Raw genomic sequence first — 17,362 nt, forward strand, 5'->3', positions numbered from 1 at the left:
CGATCGAAACGCTCGCCCAACGCGTCGACGCGCCCGTCGCCGCCCGCGTGTCCGTTTCGATCATCTTTTCGGCCGCCGGGATCATTTTCAAAGCGTATCTGGCGGGCGATAGTCTCCGGTCAGGCAGCGGCCTGCGCCCGTTCGGCGCACGGCCGCCGTGCGAACGGCGCTGCGTGGCGCCGTCCCCCGAGGAGCAGGACATGACAAAGAGACACTGGATCGGGTCGTACGGCTCGATCCCCGCCGAGATCGATGCCGATCGCCATCCTTCCGTAACCGCGCTGCTGGACGACGCGATGCGCCGCTTCGCCGGGCAGCCCGCGTTCCATGCGTACGGCCGCACGCTCACCTATGCCGACGTCGACCGCCTGTCGACCGCGCTCGCCGCGTACCTGCAGCAGGTGGTCGGCGTGCGCAAGGGCGACCGCGTGGCCGTGATGCTGCCCAACGTGCTCGCGTTTCCGGTCGTGTTCGTCGCGGTGGCGCGGATCGGCGCGATCCAGGTCAACGTGAACCCGCACTACACGGCGCACGAACTCGAACACCAGTTGAACGACGCCGGCGTCGAAGTGGCGGTGGTGTGCGGCGGGTCGATGGGCACGTTCGCCGACGTGGTCGGCAAGACGCGCGTGCGGACGGTGCTCAGCGTGGGGCGCGGCGATCTCGGCGTCGTCGATGCGCCGGCCGGCGCGTGCGATGCGCTGCCGCCCGGATCGATCGCGCTCGCCGACGCACTCGCCGCGGGCGAATCGCTCAAGTGCGAGCCCGTCGCGCTCGGCGGCGCCGATCTGCTGCTGCTGCAGTACACGGGCGGCACGACCGGGCTGTCGAAGGGCGCCGCGCTGTCGCACCGCAACCTCGTCGCGAACATCCAGCAGTTCGCGGCGATCGTGCCGGCCGCGCGGCGGCCGGGCGAGGAAGTCGTCGTCACCGCGATCCCGCTGTATCACATCTTCGCGCTGACGGTGAACTTCCTGTCCTACTTCGCGATCGGCGCGGAGAACTGGCTCGTCGCGAATCCGCGCGACATGGACGGCTTCATCGACGTGCTGAAGGCCGCGCGGCCGACGGTGTTCGTCGGCGTCAACACGCTGTATGCGGGGCTCGCCGGCCATCCGCGGCTGAAGGAAGTCGACTGGTCGCGGCTGACGCTGTCGGCCGGCGGCGGCGCGGCGGTGATCGACGTGATCTCCGCGCGCTGGAAGGCGGTGACGGGCAACTTCATCCGCGAAGGGTACGGGCTGTCGGAAACGTCGCCGGTGGTCACGTTCAATCCGCAGTCGATCGACACCTTCACGGGCACGACGGGCCTGCCGCTGCCGTCGACCGACGTGAGGCTGCTCGACGACCAGGATCGCGAGGTGGCGATCGGCGAAGCGGGCGAGATCTGCGTGCAGGGGCCGCAGGTGATGGGCGGGTACTGGCAAAAGCCGGAAGCGAACGCGCTCGCGTTCACCGCGGACGGCTATTTCCGCACCGGCGACATCGGCGTGTTCGACGCGGCGGGCTTCCTGAAGATCGTCGATCGCAAGAAGGACATGATCATCGTGTCCGGTTTCAACGTGTATCCGAACGAAGTGGAAGCCGTCGCCACCGCGCTGCCGGGCGTTGCCGAATGCGCGTGCATCGGGGTGCCCGACGAGCGCACCGGCGAGGCCGTCAAGCTGTTCGTGGTGCGCGCGCCGGATGCAGCGCTGACCGAAGCGGAAGTCGTCGCGCATTGCCGCGCGAGTCTCGCCGCCTACAAGGTGCCGAAGATCGTTCGCATGGTCGAGCGGCTGCCGAAGTCGACGGTCGGCAAGATCCTGCGCCGGGAACTGAGCCGCGCCGACTGATGACGCCGAAGCCTCGCGCGGCCGGCGCCGCGCGGACCGGCGTGCCGCGAGTCCCCAAGGCCCGGAAAGCCCCGAAAGCCCCGCACGGGCCGCTCAAGTACAATGCGAGCGGTTCGATCGACGGGGACGCGATGACCGGTTCAGATTCACCTTCCGCCCGGCCCGGGCGTGCGCTGCCGTCGCCGAGCGCCACGGTGCCGATCTCGCTCGTCAACGGTTTTCTCGCGAGCGCGGGCGCGCAGCGCGACGTGGTGGAGCGCTATCTGCGCGGCGCCGGCATTCCGCTCGAGCTGCTCGGCGAGCCGCATGCGCGTGTGACGGAGGAGCAATTCTCGACGCTGTACCGCACGCTCGCGATCGACCTCGACGACGAGATGCCGGGCATCTTCTCGCGCCCGCTGCGCGGCGGCACGCTGAAGTACCTGTGCCTGAGCCTGCTCGATGCGCGCAACCTCGAAACGGCGCTGCATCGTTTCGGCCAGTTCTTCCATATCCTGCTCGACGACTTCTTCGTCGAATCGAAGCGCGACGGCCTCGTCGCGCAGGTGCTGCTGCGGCCGAACCCGGCGATGGGCCCGATCGGCGCGCTCGGCCAGGAACTGATGCTCAAGCTCGTGCACGGCGTGTGCTCCTGGCTGATCGGGCAGAAGATTCCGTTGCTGCAGATCGAGTTCGCGTGTCCGCGGCCGCGTCATGCGGTCGAGCACCTGTATTTCTTCTCCGGCTCCGTGCAGTTCGACCGCGAGCGCACGCTGATGCGCTTCAGCGCGGACTATCTCGATGCACCGATCCGGCAGAGCAAGCGCAACCTGCGCAAGTTCCTCGCGCGCGCGCCGGGCGACTGGATCTTCGAATCGTTCAGCGAACAGCTCGTGTGTCATCGCGTGCGGCAATACCTGTCGGCGGCGCTGCCCGACCTGCCGGTGATCGACCAGGCGGCCGAGCATCTGCACTGTTCGGTGCGCACGCTGAGCCGCCATCTGGCCGGCGAAGGCACGACGTTCCAGGCGTTGAAGGACGAGTTGCGGCGCGACATCGCGATCCAGCGGCTCACCGACACGCTCGACACGATCGCGGCGATCGGCGCCGATATCGGCTTCGACGATCCGAGCGCGTTTCATCGCGCCTTTCGACACTGGACGGGCAGTACGCCGGGGACTTACCGGCGGCACGCGTAGCGCGGTCGTTCGATCCGCGCTCGCTCCCACAAACGGCTCCCTTTGCGGGATCCCATGGACGGCATCCCTTCGCCGATGCCGCCGAGCGTTTCGACGGCGGTGCGCGCCGGCCGCCGGATCAATTCAGCAGGCACCAGATCGCGAGAAACGGCGCATCGCCGGAGCGCATCGCATGCAGCCCGCCCGGCGCGTTATGGATGCCGCCGCCGATTCCCGGATCGAACCACGCGCCGTTTTTCTGCCGGAATTCGCCGGCGGTCAGCAGCACGTACGCTTCCTCCGGCGGATGGCCGTGATCCGGATACCGCACGTCGGGCATCAGCAGCGAAAAGCCGAGCTGGATGTCGTCGCGGCTTTCCGTGCCGCCGGGCCCGCAGATCATCCCGTTCACGTGCCCGTCGATGTAGTTCGGGCTGCCGTCCCGTCCGGACGTGCGCCGTCCCCATCCGATCGTCGGCTCGAGCGACTTGATCGACCGTGCGAGTTCGGCGCACTGCGCGTCGATGCGCGCGACCGACGCGAGCGCGGCGTCGAGCCAGTCGCACGCGGGGTATCGCGTCGGCAGCCGCGTGCCGTTGTCCGACACGGTTTGCAGCCGCGCGAATACCCGCGGCGCGAATGCGCGCGCGGAATCGGGCAGCCGTTCCGACCGGAACAGGTCGCTGGCGACCCGGATGAAATTCTCGATGTTCTCTGGACGCCCGCTCATCTGTGTCTGTGCTCCCCGAGGTCGTGACCTGACGAAACGAAAGTCTACGCATAAAAGGACGGCGCGGCGAACGTGGCGGCCGGTATCGCGACCGGCCGCCGGATGCGTGCCGTGGAGCCGTTGCGGCCGCGGCATGCTTCGCTATCGACGACGCGTCACGCCGCCGCCTTCAGGCTGCCGTGCGGATCGATGACGCATTGCTTCGGCACGCCGGAAACCATATGCTGGTCCGACCCGCGGATATGGGTGGCGACTACACGCGGAATGACGCCGTGATTCGCTTTCCGGCCGGACGGATCGACCGGTTCGGGGAACGCGATGCCGCGCACCTCGACCTTTCCCGGCCCTACATAAACAACGCCGCGATTGCCTGACATAGTGTCTCCCGATGTGATGAGTCGGCGGAAAGCGGCGCTTTCCGCGACGATTTACAGCCAGTCGGTTTCGAAGCCGCAGTCGGTCAGCGACACGCAGCCGTGCTCGGTCAGCACCACCTGCTGTTCGAGCTTGACGCCCTGGCTGCCGCCTTCCGCGCCGATGTAGCTTTCGACGCAGACGGTCATGCCGACGTCGAACCGGCCGTCGTAACCCGAACTCTCCCAATCCACCTGGTGCGCGATCGCCGGATACTCGTCGACCATCCCGATGCCGTGTGCCAGGCAGCAGTAGCGGTTCTTGACGAATGGATCGGGAATCTTCCACGCCTTTTCGGAGAACTCACGGAACGTCATGCCGGGCCGCAGCAGATCCATGTTGAAGTGGACCTGTTCGTACGCATACGCGTACAGCCTGCGCTGCTCGTCCGACGGGCGGCCGTCGCCGACGAGCCACGTGCGGGAGATGTCCGAGCAATAGCCGTTCGGCCCGACCATGTCGGTATCGAACGCGAGCAGGTCGCCCGCCTGCAGCACGCGCGACGAGCACTCGTGCATCCACGGATTGGTCCGGTCGCCGGAGGCCAGCAGGCGCGTCTCGATCCATTCGCCGCCATGGCGGATGTTCTCGTCATGCAGGTTCGCCCAGATGTCGTTCTCGGTCAGGCCCGGGCGCAGTTCGCGGCGCATCCGCTCGATGCCTTTCTCCGCGGTGCGCAGCGATTCGCCGATCAGTACGAGTTCGCCGGACGACTTGATGAGCCGGGCGGTTTCCATCAGTTCCTGGCCGTCGGTCAGCGTGAGGCCGTGCTGTTCCAGGTACGCGGTGCCGAACGGGTCGAGGCGATCGACAGCGAGGAAGCGCTCGCCCGGCGCATGCTTGCGGAACACGTCGACGATCTCGGCGCCCCACGTTTGCGCGCGGCGCGCCGTATCGGGGCCGGCGTTGAAGTAGGTCCAGCTGAGCGCGCCGCGCAGTTCCACATCGAGATCGAGGCCGTCCCACACGTGCTCGCTGCTGTGGAATTCCCACGCGACGATGCGGCCGGTGGCGAACACCATCACGTAGCGCGCGGGGTTGCGTCCGGCCCACACCTGCATGTTCGACGTATCGGTCGCATAGCGGATATTGACCGGGTCGTAGAGCAGGATCGCCGGAATCCTGTGCGCGAGCAGCTGCGCCTGAACCCGGGCCAGTCGATAGGCGCGCACATCGCGCAACACGGCTTCCCTGTGGTTCACGTCAATGGCATTGCCCGCATCGAGGCGCTGATTGCCCGCCATGCTGTTTCTCCTGAATGTGTTCCGATGGTGCGTTTGAAGGGAAATGCGAAGTCGGCGCGGCTTAGTGATATGGATTCCTTCGTAATGACGGGCGATCATGCCGCGCGCTGTTGACGATGGACGACTACAGTTCCAGCACGAGGTCCGACGTCGGGCGGCTGCAGCACAGCAGCCGGAAACCCTTCTGGACTTCCCGCTCGCGAATCCCGCCGTTGTGCTGCATGTCGACCGTGCCTTCGAGCACCTTGGTCTTGCAGGTGCCGCAGATGCCCTGGCTGCACGACGACGGAATCGCGACGCCGGCCTTTCTCGCGGCGGACAACACGGTGTCGGACGCATGCATCGTGAACGTCTTCGACGAGCGCGACAGCTTGATGGTGAAGGTTTCCGATGCGGCTTCGGCAGCGGGGGCGGCCGGTTCCGGCGCGACGCCGGCGCCGATGTCGAAGCTTTCCTGGTGATAGCGCGCCGGGTCGTGTCCGCCGGTGCGCAGCACGTCGCGCACCGCGTTCATGTAGCCGGCCGGCCCGCAGGTGAACGCTTCGCGCTCGGCGTAGTCGGGCACGTGCTCGGCAAGCAGTTGCAGGCTGAGCCGGCCGATCGGTCCCGGCCAGTGCGCTTCGTCGCCGGCGCCTTCGCAGACGAAGAACGTGCGAAGCCGCGGCGACAGCGCTTCGAGCCGCCGCAGCTCGTTGCGGAACACGATGTCGGCGGGCGTTCTCGCGCTGTGCACGAACACGATGTCCAGGTCGAGCCCGAGATCGATGCTCGCGCGCGTCATCGACATCAGCGGCGTCACGCCCGAGCCGGCGGACAGGTACAGCAGTCTGGCCGCGGGCGCCGCCGTCGGCGTGAAGCTGCCCGACGGGCCGTACGCCAGCAGCTGGCTGCCCGGCTTCATGGTGTCGTGCAGCCAGTTCGACATGACGCCGCCGGGGACGCGCTTGACCGTGATCGACAGCAGATAGGGACGCGTCGGCGGCGACGAGATCGTGTAGCAGCGCTCGACCGACTGGCCGTGGACGTTCGCCGACACCGTCATGAACTGGCCGGGTTCGAAGCGCACCGGCGAGCCGTCGCCCACGCGGAACGCGAAGCTTTTGACGTCGTGCGTCTCGTCGACGATGCGGCAGCAGGTCAGGACCTGCTGCTCGCCGCTCGCCCAGGTTCTTCCGGTGCTGTCCCACGTGCCGGGATGGGAGAGGCGGTCGTGTGCTTCGTGTGCGGGATCGAACAGGGTGTTGACGGAGTTCATGGCATCGCTTCCTTGGGGCGCGTCGCACGCTCGGCGTGCATGCTGTCGTTCGCGAAAGCCCGGGCTTCGATGGCGGGGCGGCATCGCGCCTCGCGCCGATGTCTCGCTCCATGCCGGATTGCCTTCGCTGTGCGCCGAGTATTGGCGTGCACTAAAACAGCGTCAATGCGCTTTATTTTCCGAGCGCCATTACTTTAGGTTATGCGTCGCGCGCACCCGCGCGGACAGTGTCTCGGCGCGAACGAGCGGGATGGCGCGGCGGCGGATGGCGTTCGAGACGGCGCGGCGCGAACCGGCGGGCGCCGGCGATGCTTCGCGTTTCGCGCTCGCTGTCACCGCGGGCCGCACGCGCCGCAATCGGGACGTCGAAGGCCGTTGTCGGGGTGGGTACGGACACCCGGCGCATGGCGCGAATGCGTGCGGCCGAAGCAAGCGCGCCGATGCCGTTACGTACACCGTTCGGCCTGCGCCGACACGCTGGCGCGCGGCGCGCGCTTGCGCGTCGCGAGCCAGCACAGGATCGAGCCGCCGCACACGCAGAACGCGCCGATCCAGAAGCCGGACGACAGCGACGCGTTCAGCAGCAGCGCGGCGAGGGCGGCCGAGATGACCGGGATGAAGTACGACACGCCGGCCAGGATCGCGACGTTGCCGCGCATGATGCCGATGTTCCACGCGGAATAGCCGATACCTGTGGCCGCCGACGCGAGCACGAGGTACGCGAGCGCATTGAAACTGAAGACGATCGTATGCTCGCCGTCGAACAGGTATTTGATCCACAGCGAGATCGCGACCATGATGAAGAACAGCGTGATGCCGTTCTTGCCGTTCGCGATCCTGATCGTCACGGTGCAGTACGCGGCCCAGATCAGCGAGCCGACGAACGCCAGCCCGTAGCTGAACGGGTTGTCGGCGATATTGGCGAGCATGCCGGCGGTATCGAGCCCGTGCTCGCCGCCCAGCACGCAGCCCACGCCGACCATCGCGAGAAGCACGCCCGGCACGATCAGCAGGTTCGCGCGCTGGCCGAGGAACAGGATCGCGAACACCATCGTGAAGGTGGGCCACAGGTAATTGACCATGCCGACCTCGATCGCCTGGCGCGCCGTATGCGCATCGCCGATCGACAGCGACAGGCACCATTCGTACGCGACGAACAGCACGCTGCCCCACAGCAGGTAGCGGCGCGGGACTTCGCCAAGACGCGGCAGCCCGGTCGTCACGAGCAGCAGCGCCGCCGCGCCCGTGTAGATCATCGCGGCGCCGCCGGTTGCGCCGAAGCTTTCGCTCAGGCCGCGAATCAGCCCGACCATCGAACTCCATAAAACGATTGCGACGAGTCCAATCAGCGTCGCCCTGTTCCTGCTGTTCATGCTTGTTCCTGCCGATACCGGGTGAATGTGTTGCTGCGGGCCGACGGCCCGCCAGATGCGACAAGCCGGCCGCGCTCGCTCGTGGCGATCGCGGCCGGCATGCGGGTGTCGCGCGGCGATGAATTTATGCGGCGCGGGTCGGTACGTCAATCCAGATGGTCTTGATCTCGGTGTACTGGTCATGCGCCCAGATCGACTTGTCGCGGCCGCCGAACCCGGAGGCCTTGTAGCCGCCGAACGGGGTCGTGATGTCGCCTTCGCCGAAACAGTTGACCGTCACCACACCGGCCTGGATCGAACGCGACAGATGAATCGCGTCGTTCAGGTTGCTGGTGTAGACCGACGCCGCGAGCCCGTACACCGAATCGTTCGCGAGCGCGATCGCCTCGTCGGTGTCCGTGAAGGTCGTGACGGCCAGCACGGGCCCGAACACTTCTTCCTGGAACAGCGCGTGGTCCGGACGCACGCCGTCGACCACGGTCGGCTCGACGAAGATGCCGTTCGCGGTCGACCCGCCGAACACCACGTCGAGCTTGTCCGTGCCGATCTGGTCGAGATACGAGCGAACCTTGTCGAAGTGCGCCTTGCTGATCAGCGAACCGATGCGATGCTCGGGGTCGAGCGGGTCGCCCATCTTCCATTCGCGCATCTGCACGCCGATGCGTTCGAGCAGCGCCGGCTTGATGTCCGCGTGCACGATCAGGCGCGACGACGCCGAGCAGTTCTCGCCCATGTTCCAGAACGCGCCGTTCACCACGTGCTGCGCGACCGCGTCGAGGTCGGCCACGTCGCGCATCACCACGGCCGGATTCTTGCCGCCGCATTCGAGCACGATGCGCTTCAGGTTCGATTCCGCCGCGTAGTGCAGGAAGCGGCGGCCGGTGGCGGTCGAGCCGGTGAAGCTGACCATCGCGACGTCCGGATGGCGGCCCAGCGGCTCGCCGACTTCCTTGCCGCCGCCCGGCAGCACGTTGAACACGCCGGCCGGCACGCCGGCCTCATGCGCGAGTTCCGCCACGCGCAGCGCGGTCAACGTGGTTTCCATCGCCGGCTTGACGACGATCGAGCAGCCGGCCGCGAGCGACGGGCCGATCTTCCACGCCAGCATCAGCAGCGGGAAGTTCCACGGCAGCACCAGGCCGACCACGCCGATCGGCTCGCGCACCACCAGCGCCAGCGCGTTCGAGCCGACCGGCGCGGTGTTGTCGTAGACCTTGTCGATCAGTTCGGCGTGCCACCGGATCGTGTGGATCGTTTCGGGCACGTCGATGTTCTGGCATTCGCGGATCGGCTTGCCGCTGTCGAGGCTTTCCATCGTCGCCAGTTCGTGCGCGTGCTGTTCGAGCAGATCGGCGAACCGGAGCAGGATCGACTTGCGCCGCGACGGCGGCAGTTGCCGCCAGCGGCCGTCGGCGAAGGCCGCCCTGGCGCGCGCGACCGCGTCGTCCACGTCGGTGGCGTCGCACGCCGCGACGTGCGCGAGCACCTGATCGGTGGCCGGGTTGAGCGTCGCGAACGTGTTGCCCGAGTTGGCGGGGCGAAACGCCCCGTCGACGAAGGCTTGCGTCGGCAGCGTCAGCCCGGCCGCGATGGCCGCGTATTGCGATGCGCTGAGCAGTTCCGCCATCAGGCCTGGCCCCCGACGACCGCCGCGATCTCGCGCTTCACGTCGGCGACGATCTGCTTGAGCGCTGCCTTGTTCGCTTCGTCGAGCGGCTGCAGCGGTGCGCGCACGCCGCCGCTGCGCAGGCCGACGAGTTCGCTGCCGTACTTGATCGACTGCACGAACTTGCCCGCGTCTTCGAGGAAGTCCATCAGCGGCATCATCGCCGACATGATGCGGCGGCCCTTGCGGAAGTCGTTCTCGACCACGCAGGCCTGGTGCAGCGCGACGTGTTCGGCCGGCAGGAAGTTCGACCCCGCGCAGACCCAGCTGTTCGCGCCCCACGCGAAGAATTCGAGCGCCTGGTCGTCCCAGCCGCAGGACACGCTGATGTTCGGGAATTCGCGCGCCAGCATGTGGAGCTGGCCGGTGCTGCCCGAGCTTTCCTTGATCGCGACGAAGTTCTTCGACGCGGCGGTGACGGTGCGGAAGAACGCGCGGCCCATCGACACGCCCATGCGCGCCGGGTAGTTGTAGAGGATCACCGGCAGATCGGCGGCGCGGTCCACGGCGATCGCGTGGGCGGCGTTTTCCTGCTCCGTCGGCAGCGCGTACGGCGGCGAGCCGACCAGGATCGCATCGGCCTTGATCTCGCGGGCCGACTTCGCGTATTCGATCGAGTCTTCCGTGCGGATCGCGCCGGTGCCGATCACGAGCGGCACGCGCGTGCCGATCACCTGCTTCGCGTACGCGCCGAGGTCGATGCGCTCCTGCATGGTGTGCGCGTAGTACTCGCCGGTCGAGCCGCCGATGATGATGCCGTGCACGCCCGCGCCGATCAGGTACTCGAGGACTTCGGCGAACGCCGCCTTGTCGATGCCGCCTTCGGCGGTCAGGGGCGTGATGGCCGGCGTGTAGATGCCGTTGAAATTCATGATTTGCTCCCGCTGAAATGAAAGTAAGGATTGCGTTGGAAATGCCGCCGCCGCGACGGCCGCGGCGTGCGTGTCATGCGTATCAGTGACCGAGCGAAGCGGCTTCCTGAAGCGACAGCGAAGCCGTCTCGGGGGCGAGTGCGATCGACGCCACCAGGCCGACGATCGACACGGCCGCCGCCGCGTACATCGTGTTGCCGATGCCGACGCTCTGCAGTGCGATCGGTACCAGCCAGGTGCCGACCGCCGCGCCGATGCGCGACAGCGATGCGCCCATGCCGACCGCGAACGCGCGGATGTCGGTCGGGAAGATTTCGTTCGGATAGACGAGCTGCAGCACCTGGGCGCCGCCGATCAGCAGCGCATACGCGCCGAACAGCACCAGGATCAGCATCGCCGAGCTTTCCGCGCACGCGCCCAGCGCCAGCAGCGCGAGCGCCGACCACAGGAAGCTGTGGATCACCAGCGCGCGGCGGCCGAGCGTATTGATGATGCGCGTGGCGATCGCGCAGCCGACCACGAACAGCAGCGTGATGGCCACCGAGCCGTACGCTTCCCAGTCGCCTTCGAGGCGCAGCGCCTGCAGCACGCGCGGCGCGAACGAATAGACCGCGAACACCGGAATCACCGAGCAGGTCCAGAACAGCACCACGAACAGCATGCGTTTGCCGTAGCCCGAGTGCAGCAGCGCGCCGAGCGACACCTTGCGGTCGACCGGTTCTTCCGGCAGGTTGCGGATCGAGAACGACGGCCCGTACACCTTGCGGATCACCGCGTCGGCCTCCGCCTTGCGGCCCTTGTTGAGCAGCCAGCGCGGCGATTCCGGCGTGCCGATGCGCACCAGGAACAGCGCGACGCCGATCACGGCCGGGCTCGCCAGCACCCAGCGCCATGCGTCGGGGCCGCCTTTCGCGAGCAGGATGTTGCCGACGATGTACGCGAGCGCCGCGCCGAAGAACCAGATGATGGTCAGCATCGCGAGACGCGGGCCGCGATACTTGCGCGGCATGAACTCGGTCAGCAGCGAGCCGGCGACCGGATATTCGATGCCGACGCCGATGCCGGTGATGAAGCGCAGCACGAACAGCGCCTCGCCCGACTGCACCCAGAACTGCGCGATCGAGCAGACGATGAACAGCACCGGGCCGAAGAAGTACGGCCGGCGGCGTCCCATCCGGTCGGTCAGCCAGCCGCCGAGGAAGCCGCCGACGAAAATGCCGAGCAGCGCCGAGGCGGCGACCATGCCTTCCCAGAAGCTGGTCAGGTGCAGCGCGGCCGAGAATTGCACCATGGCCACGCCGATGATGCTGAGCACGTAGCCGTCCATGAGCCAGCCGCCGCCCGATCGCACGGTGAGCAACTGGTGAAATCCGTTGAGGGGTACGTCTTCGATGGATACCGTCGTTTTTGCCATTCGCTGTTGTCTCCTGCCTGATGTCCTGATGAGTGGGCGCGATCTCCGCGCGCGCGCCGTGCGGCGGCGGCCCGATCGCTGAAGCCCGGATTCGATGGTGTCGTCGTGCGGCGCGGCCCGTTCAGCTCTCCAGGCCGGCCTTGCGCTGGCCCCACCAGAGCGCGGCGTTCACGCCGGCCGACAGGAACGGCTCGGGCGGCGTGCGGTTCGGGCCCGACGTCGCGAGCAGGAAGTCGGTCAGCGTGTCGCGCTTGCCGGCCAGCCAGTCGGCGAGCAGCGTGCCGGTCACGGTGCCGCGCGTGATGCCGAGGCCGTTGCAGCAGAGCGCGCCATAGACGTTCGGCGCGAGCTGCCCGAAGAAGCCCTTGTGGTTCTGCGACAGCGCGAGCGAGCCGCTCCACGTGTAGTCGAACCCGACGTCCGGCAGCATCGGGAAGCGGCGTTCGAACGAGAGCCGGTGGCGCGCCAGCGCGCGTTCGCGATGGCGATCGTTCGGGCGGCCGTTCGGATTGAAGCTGAAGCTGTTGCGGATCAGGATGCGGTTGTCGTGCGTGCGCCGCACCGTGCTGCCGAACGGGTCGGCCGGAATCACGCCCCAGAACGGCTGGCCGCCCAGTCGCGCTTGCTCGGCGCCGGTCAGCGGCCGCGTGAGGCTGGCGTACAGGAACACCGGCAACATGGTGCGCGCGAGGAAACCGAAGCGCATGCCGAACGCGTTGTTCGCCAGCACCAGCTTGTCGACGGTGATGCGGCCGCGGGCATGCGCGAGCACGATCCTGTCGCCGTATTCGACGTCGGTGATCGCGGTGTGCTCGTAGAGCGTCACGTTCGACGGCAGGCTGTCGGCCAGGCCCTTCACGAGCGCCGACGGCTGCAGCAGCATCGTGCCGGGCGTGAAGAGGCCCTTGCGGTAGAAGCCGGTGCCGATATGCGACGGCAGGTCCTTGCCTTCGATCACTTCGTACGGCTGGCCGAGCTTGTCGAGGCCGCGCCGGTACGCGTCGAGCACCGCGATGCCGCGCGGCTCGACCGCCGCCTGGTACTTGCCGGATGCGCGCAGGTGACAGTCGATGCCGTGTTCGTCGACCAGCGCGCGCAGGACCGACTGGCCGAGCAGGTTCAACTGCAGGGTCATCTTCGCGGTATCGATGTCGCCGATGTAGTCGTCCGCGCCGATGTCGTGCGGCAGGTCGATCGCGAAACCCGCATTGCGCCCGGACGTGCCGAAGCCGACGTCCTGCGCGTCGACCAGGACGACTTCGTCGTCCGGGAAGTTCAGCGCGAGCTGACGCGCCGCGGCGAGCCCGGTGAAGCCGGCGCCGATCACGCCCCAGCGCGCCTTCGTCGTGCCCGTGTGCGACGGCCGCGACACGCGCGGCGCGCTCGTGTGATACCAGCCGCACGCCTGGTCGTCGGCCGGCAGCGCACCGACCCTGACCTTGCGCGCATCGCGCTGCGGCTGCGCAACCTCTTCTACCGTCGGCGAAGTCACCCTAAGCATTCTTCTGAATCCAGTGTCTCGTTGATTGAAATGACATGGGCGTGCGAGGGCGCCCATGTCCTGATTCGCGATGTCAGCCGCTGGCTGTGCGGGTGATCCGGGCCGGCGGCGCCGGTCCCTGGATCACTCTTGCCTGGCTCCCCGGATCGGCTCGATCGACGCCGCGAGGCACTCGAAACACCGCTCCGGAAAGAAAATATTTTGTCGTGCGTCCAATAAACTATAGTTAGTAGACAGACTATATTCTAACAATCGTATCGCGGGAATCGAGGGTTAACCCTCGACGAATGCGGCGGTTCGACGGGCGATGGAGGAGACGGCGGATGGCGCGGGCGGTTGCATGCCGCGTTGCGCGGCCGTCGAGGCGGGACAGGGCGCCGGCCGCGCACGCAGCGCGCGCAGCCGGCGGGGCAAGGGGCGGCGCTAGCCATGGCCCCGGGCGGGGCCGTATAGTACGCGCTTCACATTGACGAGAGCGTTATGAAAGGAACGGGTGGGGATTCGGCACCGGCGGATGTGGCGCAAACGGTCGATCGCAAGTCGGCGTTGGGCGAGGCGCTGCGGCGCCGGATCGTGAACATGGAGCTGGCGCCGGGCGCGTTGATCGACGAAGCCGCGCTGGCCGACGAGTTCGGCATGTCGCGCCCGCCGATCCGCGAGCTGATCCGGCAGATGGCGGCGGAAGGCTATGTCGAGCTCGAGACGAATCGCGCGCCGCGCGTGTCGTCGATGAATTTCCAGTCGCTGCGCAGCTTTTTCATCGCCGCGCCGCTGATCTACATAGCGACCACCCAGCTCGCGGCCCTCAATGCCACGCCCGACGACATCGCGCGGCTGCGCGCGATCCAGGCGAATTTCCGCGCGGCGATCGCCAGCGGCAATGTCGCCAACCGCGTGATCTACAACGACGAATTCCACCTCGAGATCGGCCGGATCGCGCAGAACGATTATCTGATGCCGAGCCTGCGCCGCCTGCTGATCGATCACGCGCGGCTCGGGAAGATGTTCTACCGCTATCCGACGACGGACACGATGCAGCACACGCTCGAAAGCGCCGTCGTCCAGCACGACCAGATCATCGACGCGCTCGAGCGGCAGGATGCCGACGGAGCCGGTCAACTGGTGCGCGATCACTTCGAATTGTCGCGCAGGCGGATGACCGAATATGCCGCGCCGCAGGGGATGGCCGTGTCGGTGAACCTCGGCGATCCGGTGCTGGCGCAGGACAAGCGATAGCGGCAGGGTTGGCGATTGCGGGCGCGCGCGAATCGGCCGGTTGGCCGGCGCGCGGACTTGCGCGGGTCGCCGGCGGCCGGCCTTGCAACGCGGCCGGATTCATCGGCGCTTGCCGCGGGCGTGAGGCGCTGCGGCCTTTCGGTGCCGTACGGTCGGCATTTCCCCGGATGTTTGCGGCGGCGCGCGAGCCAGCGCTGCTGCCGTCGCGCGTGGCTGCCTGTCGGCTAGCGGGTCGCCGCATGCCCCGATCGACCGGGGCGCAAGCCCGCGTGCTGCCCGCTGATCCTCGAACCGCAGCCCACGATTTCAACTGCGATCCGCTGCCGGATTTTCATCCCGAAGACGTCACGGCGTGCCAGGATCCTCCCATAACCGGGCGCCTTCGCACACTCCCATGGCCGGCTTCCTTGGGCGATTCCCATAACCGGATCCCTGTCGCCGGCCACCGCCGATCGCCGCCTGGCGCGCACGAACTGCCGTTTCGACCCCGCCGCCGGGCACGCCGCTTGCGCGCGCCGTTTTCCCCGAAACCGGTGCCGCCAAAACCCGCATCCGGCCGATCCTTGCCCCCGCCGCCTGCGCATCGCGTGGCCGGTTTTGTCACCATGTGGGCCGGATATGACAATGGGAAACGGCCGGTGCGGCATTACGATGGGTCACGACGTCGCCTGGAGCTGGCCGGTTTTGCCGTAGCGGGCTCAGTGGCGCACCCTCTTCACTGCCTGATTGGAACATCGACCATGAGCTATAACGCCCCCGTCAAGGACATGCTGTTCGTGCTGAAGGAACTCGCGGGCATCGACACCGTTGCGCAGCTGCCGGGCTTCGAGGAAGCTGGTTACGACACGGCGCAGGCCGTGCTCGACGAGTCCGCGAAATTCTGCGGCGAGGTGCTCGCGCCGCTGAACGTCGAAGGCGACCGCAATCCGAGCAACTGGAAGGACGGTGTCGTGACGGCGACGCCCGGCTTCGGCGCCGCGTTCCGCCAGTTCGTCGAGGGCGGCTGGCAAGGCCTGCAGCATCCGGCCGAATACGACGGCCAGGGTCTGCCGAAGCTGATCGCGACGCCGTGCATCGAGATGCTGAACGCATCGAACCTGTCGTTCGCACTGTGTCCGCTGCTGACCGACGGCGCGATCGAGGCGCTGCTGACGGCCGGCACCGACGAGCAGAAGCAGCGTTACGTGCCGAAGCTGATCTCCGGCGAATGGACGGGCACGATGAACCTGACCGAGCCGCAGGCCGGCTCGGATCTCGCGCTGGTGCGTTCGCGTGCCGAGCCGCAGGGCGACGGCACGTACAAGGTGTTCGGCACCAAGATCTTCATCACGTGGGGCGAGCACGACATGGCGGACAACATCGTCCACCTGGTGCTCGCGCGCACGCCGAGCGCGCCGGAAGGCGTGAAGGGCATTTCGCTGTTCATCGTGCCGAAGTTCCTGGTCAACGAAGACGGCTCGCTCGGCGCGCGCAACGACGTGCACTGCGTGTCGATCGAGCACAAGCTCGGGATCAAGGCGAGCCCGACGGCGGTGCTGCAATACGGCGACCACGGCGGCGCGATCGGCTACCTGGTCGGCGAAGAGAATCGCGGCCTCGAATACATGTTCATCATGATGAACGCGGCGCGCTTCGGCGTCGGGATGCAGGGCATCGGCGTGGCCGACCGTGCATACCAGAAGGCCGCCGAATTCGCGAAGGAGCGCGTGCAGAGCCGCCCGGTCGACGGGTCGGCCAAGCAGTCGGTGACCATCATCCATCACCCGGACGTGCGCCGGATGCTCGGCACGATGCGCGCACTGACCGAAGGCGCGCGCGCGCTCGCCTACGTGGCCGCCGCGCACAGCGACATTGCCCACCGCCATTCGGACGAGGCGACGCGGGCGCGTCATCAGGCAATCTACGAATATCTGGTGCCGGTCGTGAAGGGCTGGAGCACCGAGATGGTGAACGACGTGGCGAGCCTGGGCGTGCAGGTGCACGGCGGGATGGGCTTCATCGAGGAAACCGGCGCGGCGCAGTACTACCGCGATGCGCGGATCCTCGCGATCTACGAAGGCACGACCGCGATCCAGGCGAACGACCTCGTCGGCCGCAAGACGCTGCGCGACGGCGGGGCGGTCGCCAACGCACTGATCGCCGAAATCGGCGAGACTGTCGCGGCGCTCGGCAAGCTGGACGGCGCAGCAGCTGCGTCGATGAAGGCGCAGCTCGAGCAGGGCGCGCGATCGCTGTCGTCGGTGGTGGATTACGTGCTGGCGAATGCGAAGCAGGATCCGAACGCGGTGTTCGCGGGCAGCGTGCCGTACCTGAAGCTCGCGGGCGTCGTGCTGTGCGGATGGCAGATGGCGCGCGCGCTGCTGGCGGCGCATGCGAACCGCGCGAGCGACACGGCGTTCTTCGATGCGAAGATCGCGATCGCGCAATGCTATGCGGAACACGTGCTCGTGCAGGCAGCTGGCCTGGAAGCGTCGATCGTCGGCGCGAAGGGCAACGAGAGCGTGCTCGCGTTGACGGAAGACCAGTTCTGACCGTAACGGTCGGGGCGCAGGAGGAGACAGGATTTTGACCACACAGGACTTGCTCGCGCAGTACGGCCCGCGCGAATCGATGGAATACGACGTCGTGATCGTCGGCGGCGGCCCCGCCGGGCTGTCTGCGGCGA

12 protein-coding genes and 1 pseudogene are annotated in these 17,362 nt (G+C 67.4%); 4 read left to right on the forward strand and 9 right to left on the reverse strand.

The genetic code is table 11. From position 1 onward, the window contains the following. The first annotated feature begins 200 nt into the window (after positions 1 to 200). The gene (locus tag BME24068_RS25645) at positions 201 to 1,835 is read left to right on the forward strand and encodes an AMP-binding protein (RefSeq protein WP_174927790.1); all 1,635 of its coding nucleotides are present in this window, start codon (positions 201 to 203) and stop codon (positions 1,833 to 1,835) included. Beyond that, a complete protein-coding gene (locus tag BME24068_RS25650) occupies positions 1,835 to 3,013 on the forward strand; it encodes an AraC family transcriptional regulator (protein WP_174927791.1) in 1,179 nt (392 codons plus the stop codon). Before BME24068_RS25645 ends, BME24068_RS25650 begins: the two co-directional genes overlap by 1 nt. 118 nt (positions 3,014 to 3,131) lie before the next feature. Here the strand turns inward: BME24068_RS25650 and BME24068_RS25655 are convergent, their stop codons facing one another. The 9 genes and pseudogenes from BME24068_RS25655 to BME24068_RS25695 form a co-directional block, all read right to left on the reverse strand. Beyond that, a complete protein-coding gene (locus BME24068_RS25655) occupies positions 3,132 to 3,722 on the reverse strand; it encodes a dimethylsulfoniopropionate lyase (protein WP_174927792.1) in 591 nt (196 codons plus the stop codon). Between the two features lie 209 nt (positions 3,723 to 3,931). Next, positions 3,932 to 4,099: pseudogene (locus tag BME24068_RS25660) on the reverse strand (formaldehyde dehydrogenase, glutathione-independent); the annotation flags it as partial. A gap of 51 nt (positions 4,100 to 4,150) precedes the next feature. Then, positions 4,151 to 5,380, reverse strand: coding sequence for a M24 family metallopeptidase (locus BME24068_RS25665; RefSeq protein ID WP_174927793.1), 1,230 nt, complete (start codon positions 5,378 to 5,380; stop codon positions 4,151 to 4,153). Positions 5,381 to 5,504: 124 nt separating this feature from the next. After that, a complete protein-coding gene (locus BME24068_RS25670) occupies positions 5,505 to 6,635 on the reverse strand; it encodes an FAD-binding oxidoreductase (protein ID WP_174927794.1) in 1,131 nt (376 codons plus the stop codon). A 446-nt stretch (positions 6,636 to 7,081) separates the two neighbouring features. Next, positions 7,082 to 8,008 carry an aromatic amino acid DMT transporter YddG gene (yddG, locus tag BME24068_RS25675; protein ID WP_174927795.1) on the reverse strand — a complete coding sequence of 309 codons (927 nt, stop codon included), beginning with the start codon at positions 8,006 to 8,008 and terminating at the stop codon, positions 7,082 to 7,084. 124 nt (positions 8,009 to 8,132) lie between these two features. Next, positions 8,133 to 9,635, reverse strand: a complete 1,503-nt coding sequence (locus BME24068_RS25680; RefSeq protein ID WP_174927796.1) for an aldehyde dehydrogenase — start codon at positions 9,633 to 9,635, stop codon at positions 8,133 to 8,135. Continuing rightward, positions 9,635 to 10,546 carry a dihydrodipicolinate synthase family protein gene (locus BME24068_RS25685; RefSeq protein WP_174927797.1) on the reverse strand — a complete coding sequence of 304 codons (912 nt, stop codon included), beginning with the start codon at positions 10,544 to 10,546 and terminating at the stop codon, positions 9,635 to 9,637. The genes BME24068_RS25680 and BME24068_RS25685 overlap by 1 nt, the downstream gene beginning before the upstream one ends. Positions 10,547 to 10,628: 82 nt before the next feature. Continuing rightward, positions 10,629 to 11,960: an MFS transporter gene (locus tag BME24068_RS25690; RefSeq protein ID WP_174927798.1), complete on the reverse strand. Its 1,332-nt coding sequence runs from the start codon at positions 11,958 to 11,960 to the stop codon at positions 10,629 to 10,631. A gap of 121 nt (positions 11,961 to 12,081) precedes the next feature. Continuing rightward, positions 12,082 to 13,284 carry an NAD(P)/FAD-dependent oxidoreductase gene (locus BME24068_RS25695; RefSeq protein ID WP_244110716.1) on the reverse strand — a complete coding sequence of 401 codons (1,203 nt, stop codon included), beginning with the start codon at positions 13,282 to 13,284 and terminating at the stop codon, positions 12,082 to 12,084. A 657-nt stretch (positions 13,285 to 13,941) separates the two neighbouring features. On the opposite strand from BME24068_RS25695, the gene BME24068_RS25700 reads away from it, so the two are divergent. Both BME24068_RS25700 and BME24068_RS25705 read left to right on the forward strand, forming a co-directional pair. After that, entirely contained in the window at positions 13,942 to 14,697 is a 756-nt protein-coding gene (locus tag BME24068_RS25700) for a GntR family transcriptional regulator (RefSeq protein WP_174927800.1), read from the forward strand. A gap of 740 nt (positions 14,698 to 15,437) precedes the next feature. Beyond that, positions 15,438 to 17,228: an acyl-CoA dehydrogenase gene (locus tag BME24068_RS25705; RefSeq protein WP_174927801.1), complete on the forward strand. Its 1,791-nt coding sequence runs from the start codon at positions 15,438 to 15,440 to the stop codon at positions 17,226 to 17,228. Positions 17,229 to 17,362 lie beyond the last annotated feature (134 nt).

Source organism: Burkholderia anthina, from assembly GCF_902498995.1.
Lineage (GTDB): Bacteria > Pseudomonadota > Gammaproteobacteria > Burkholderiales > Burkholderiaceae > Burkholderia > Burkholderia anthina.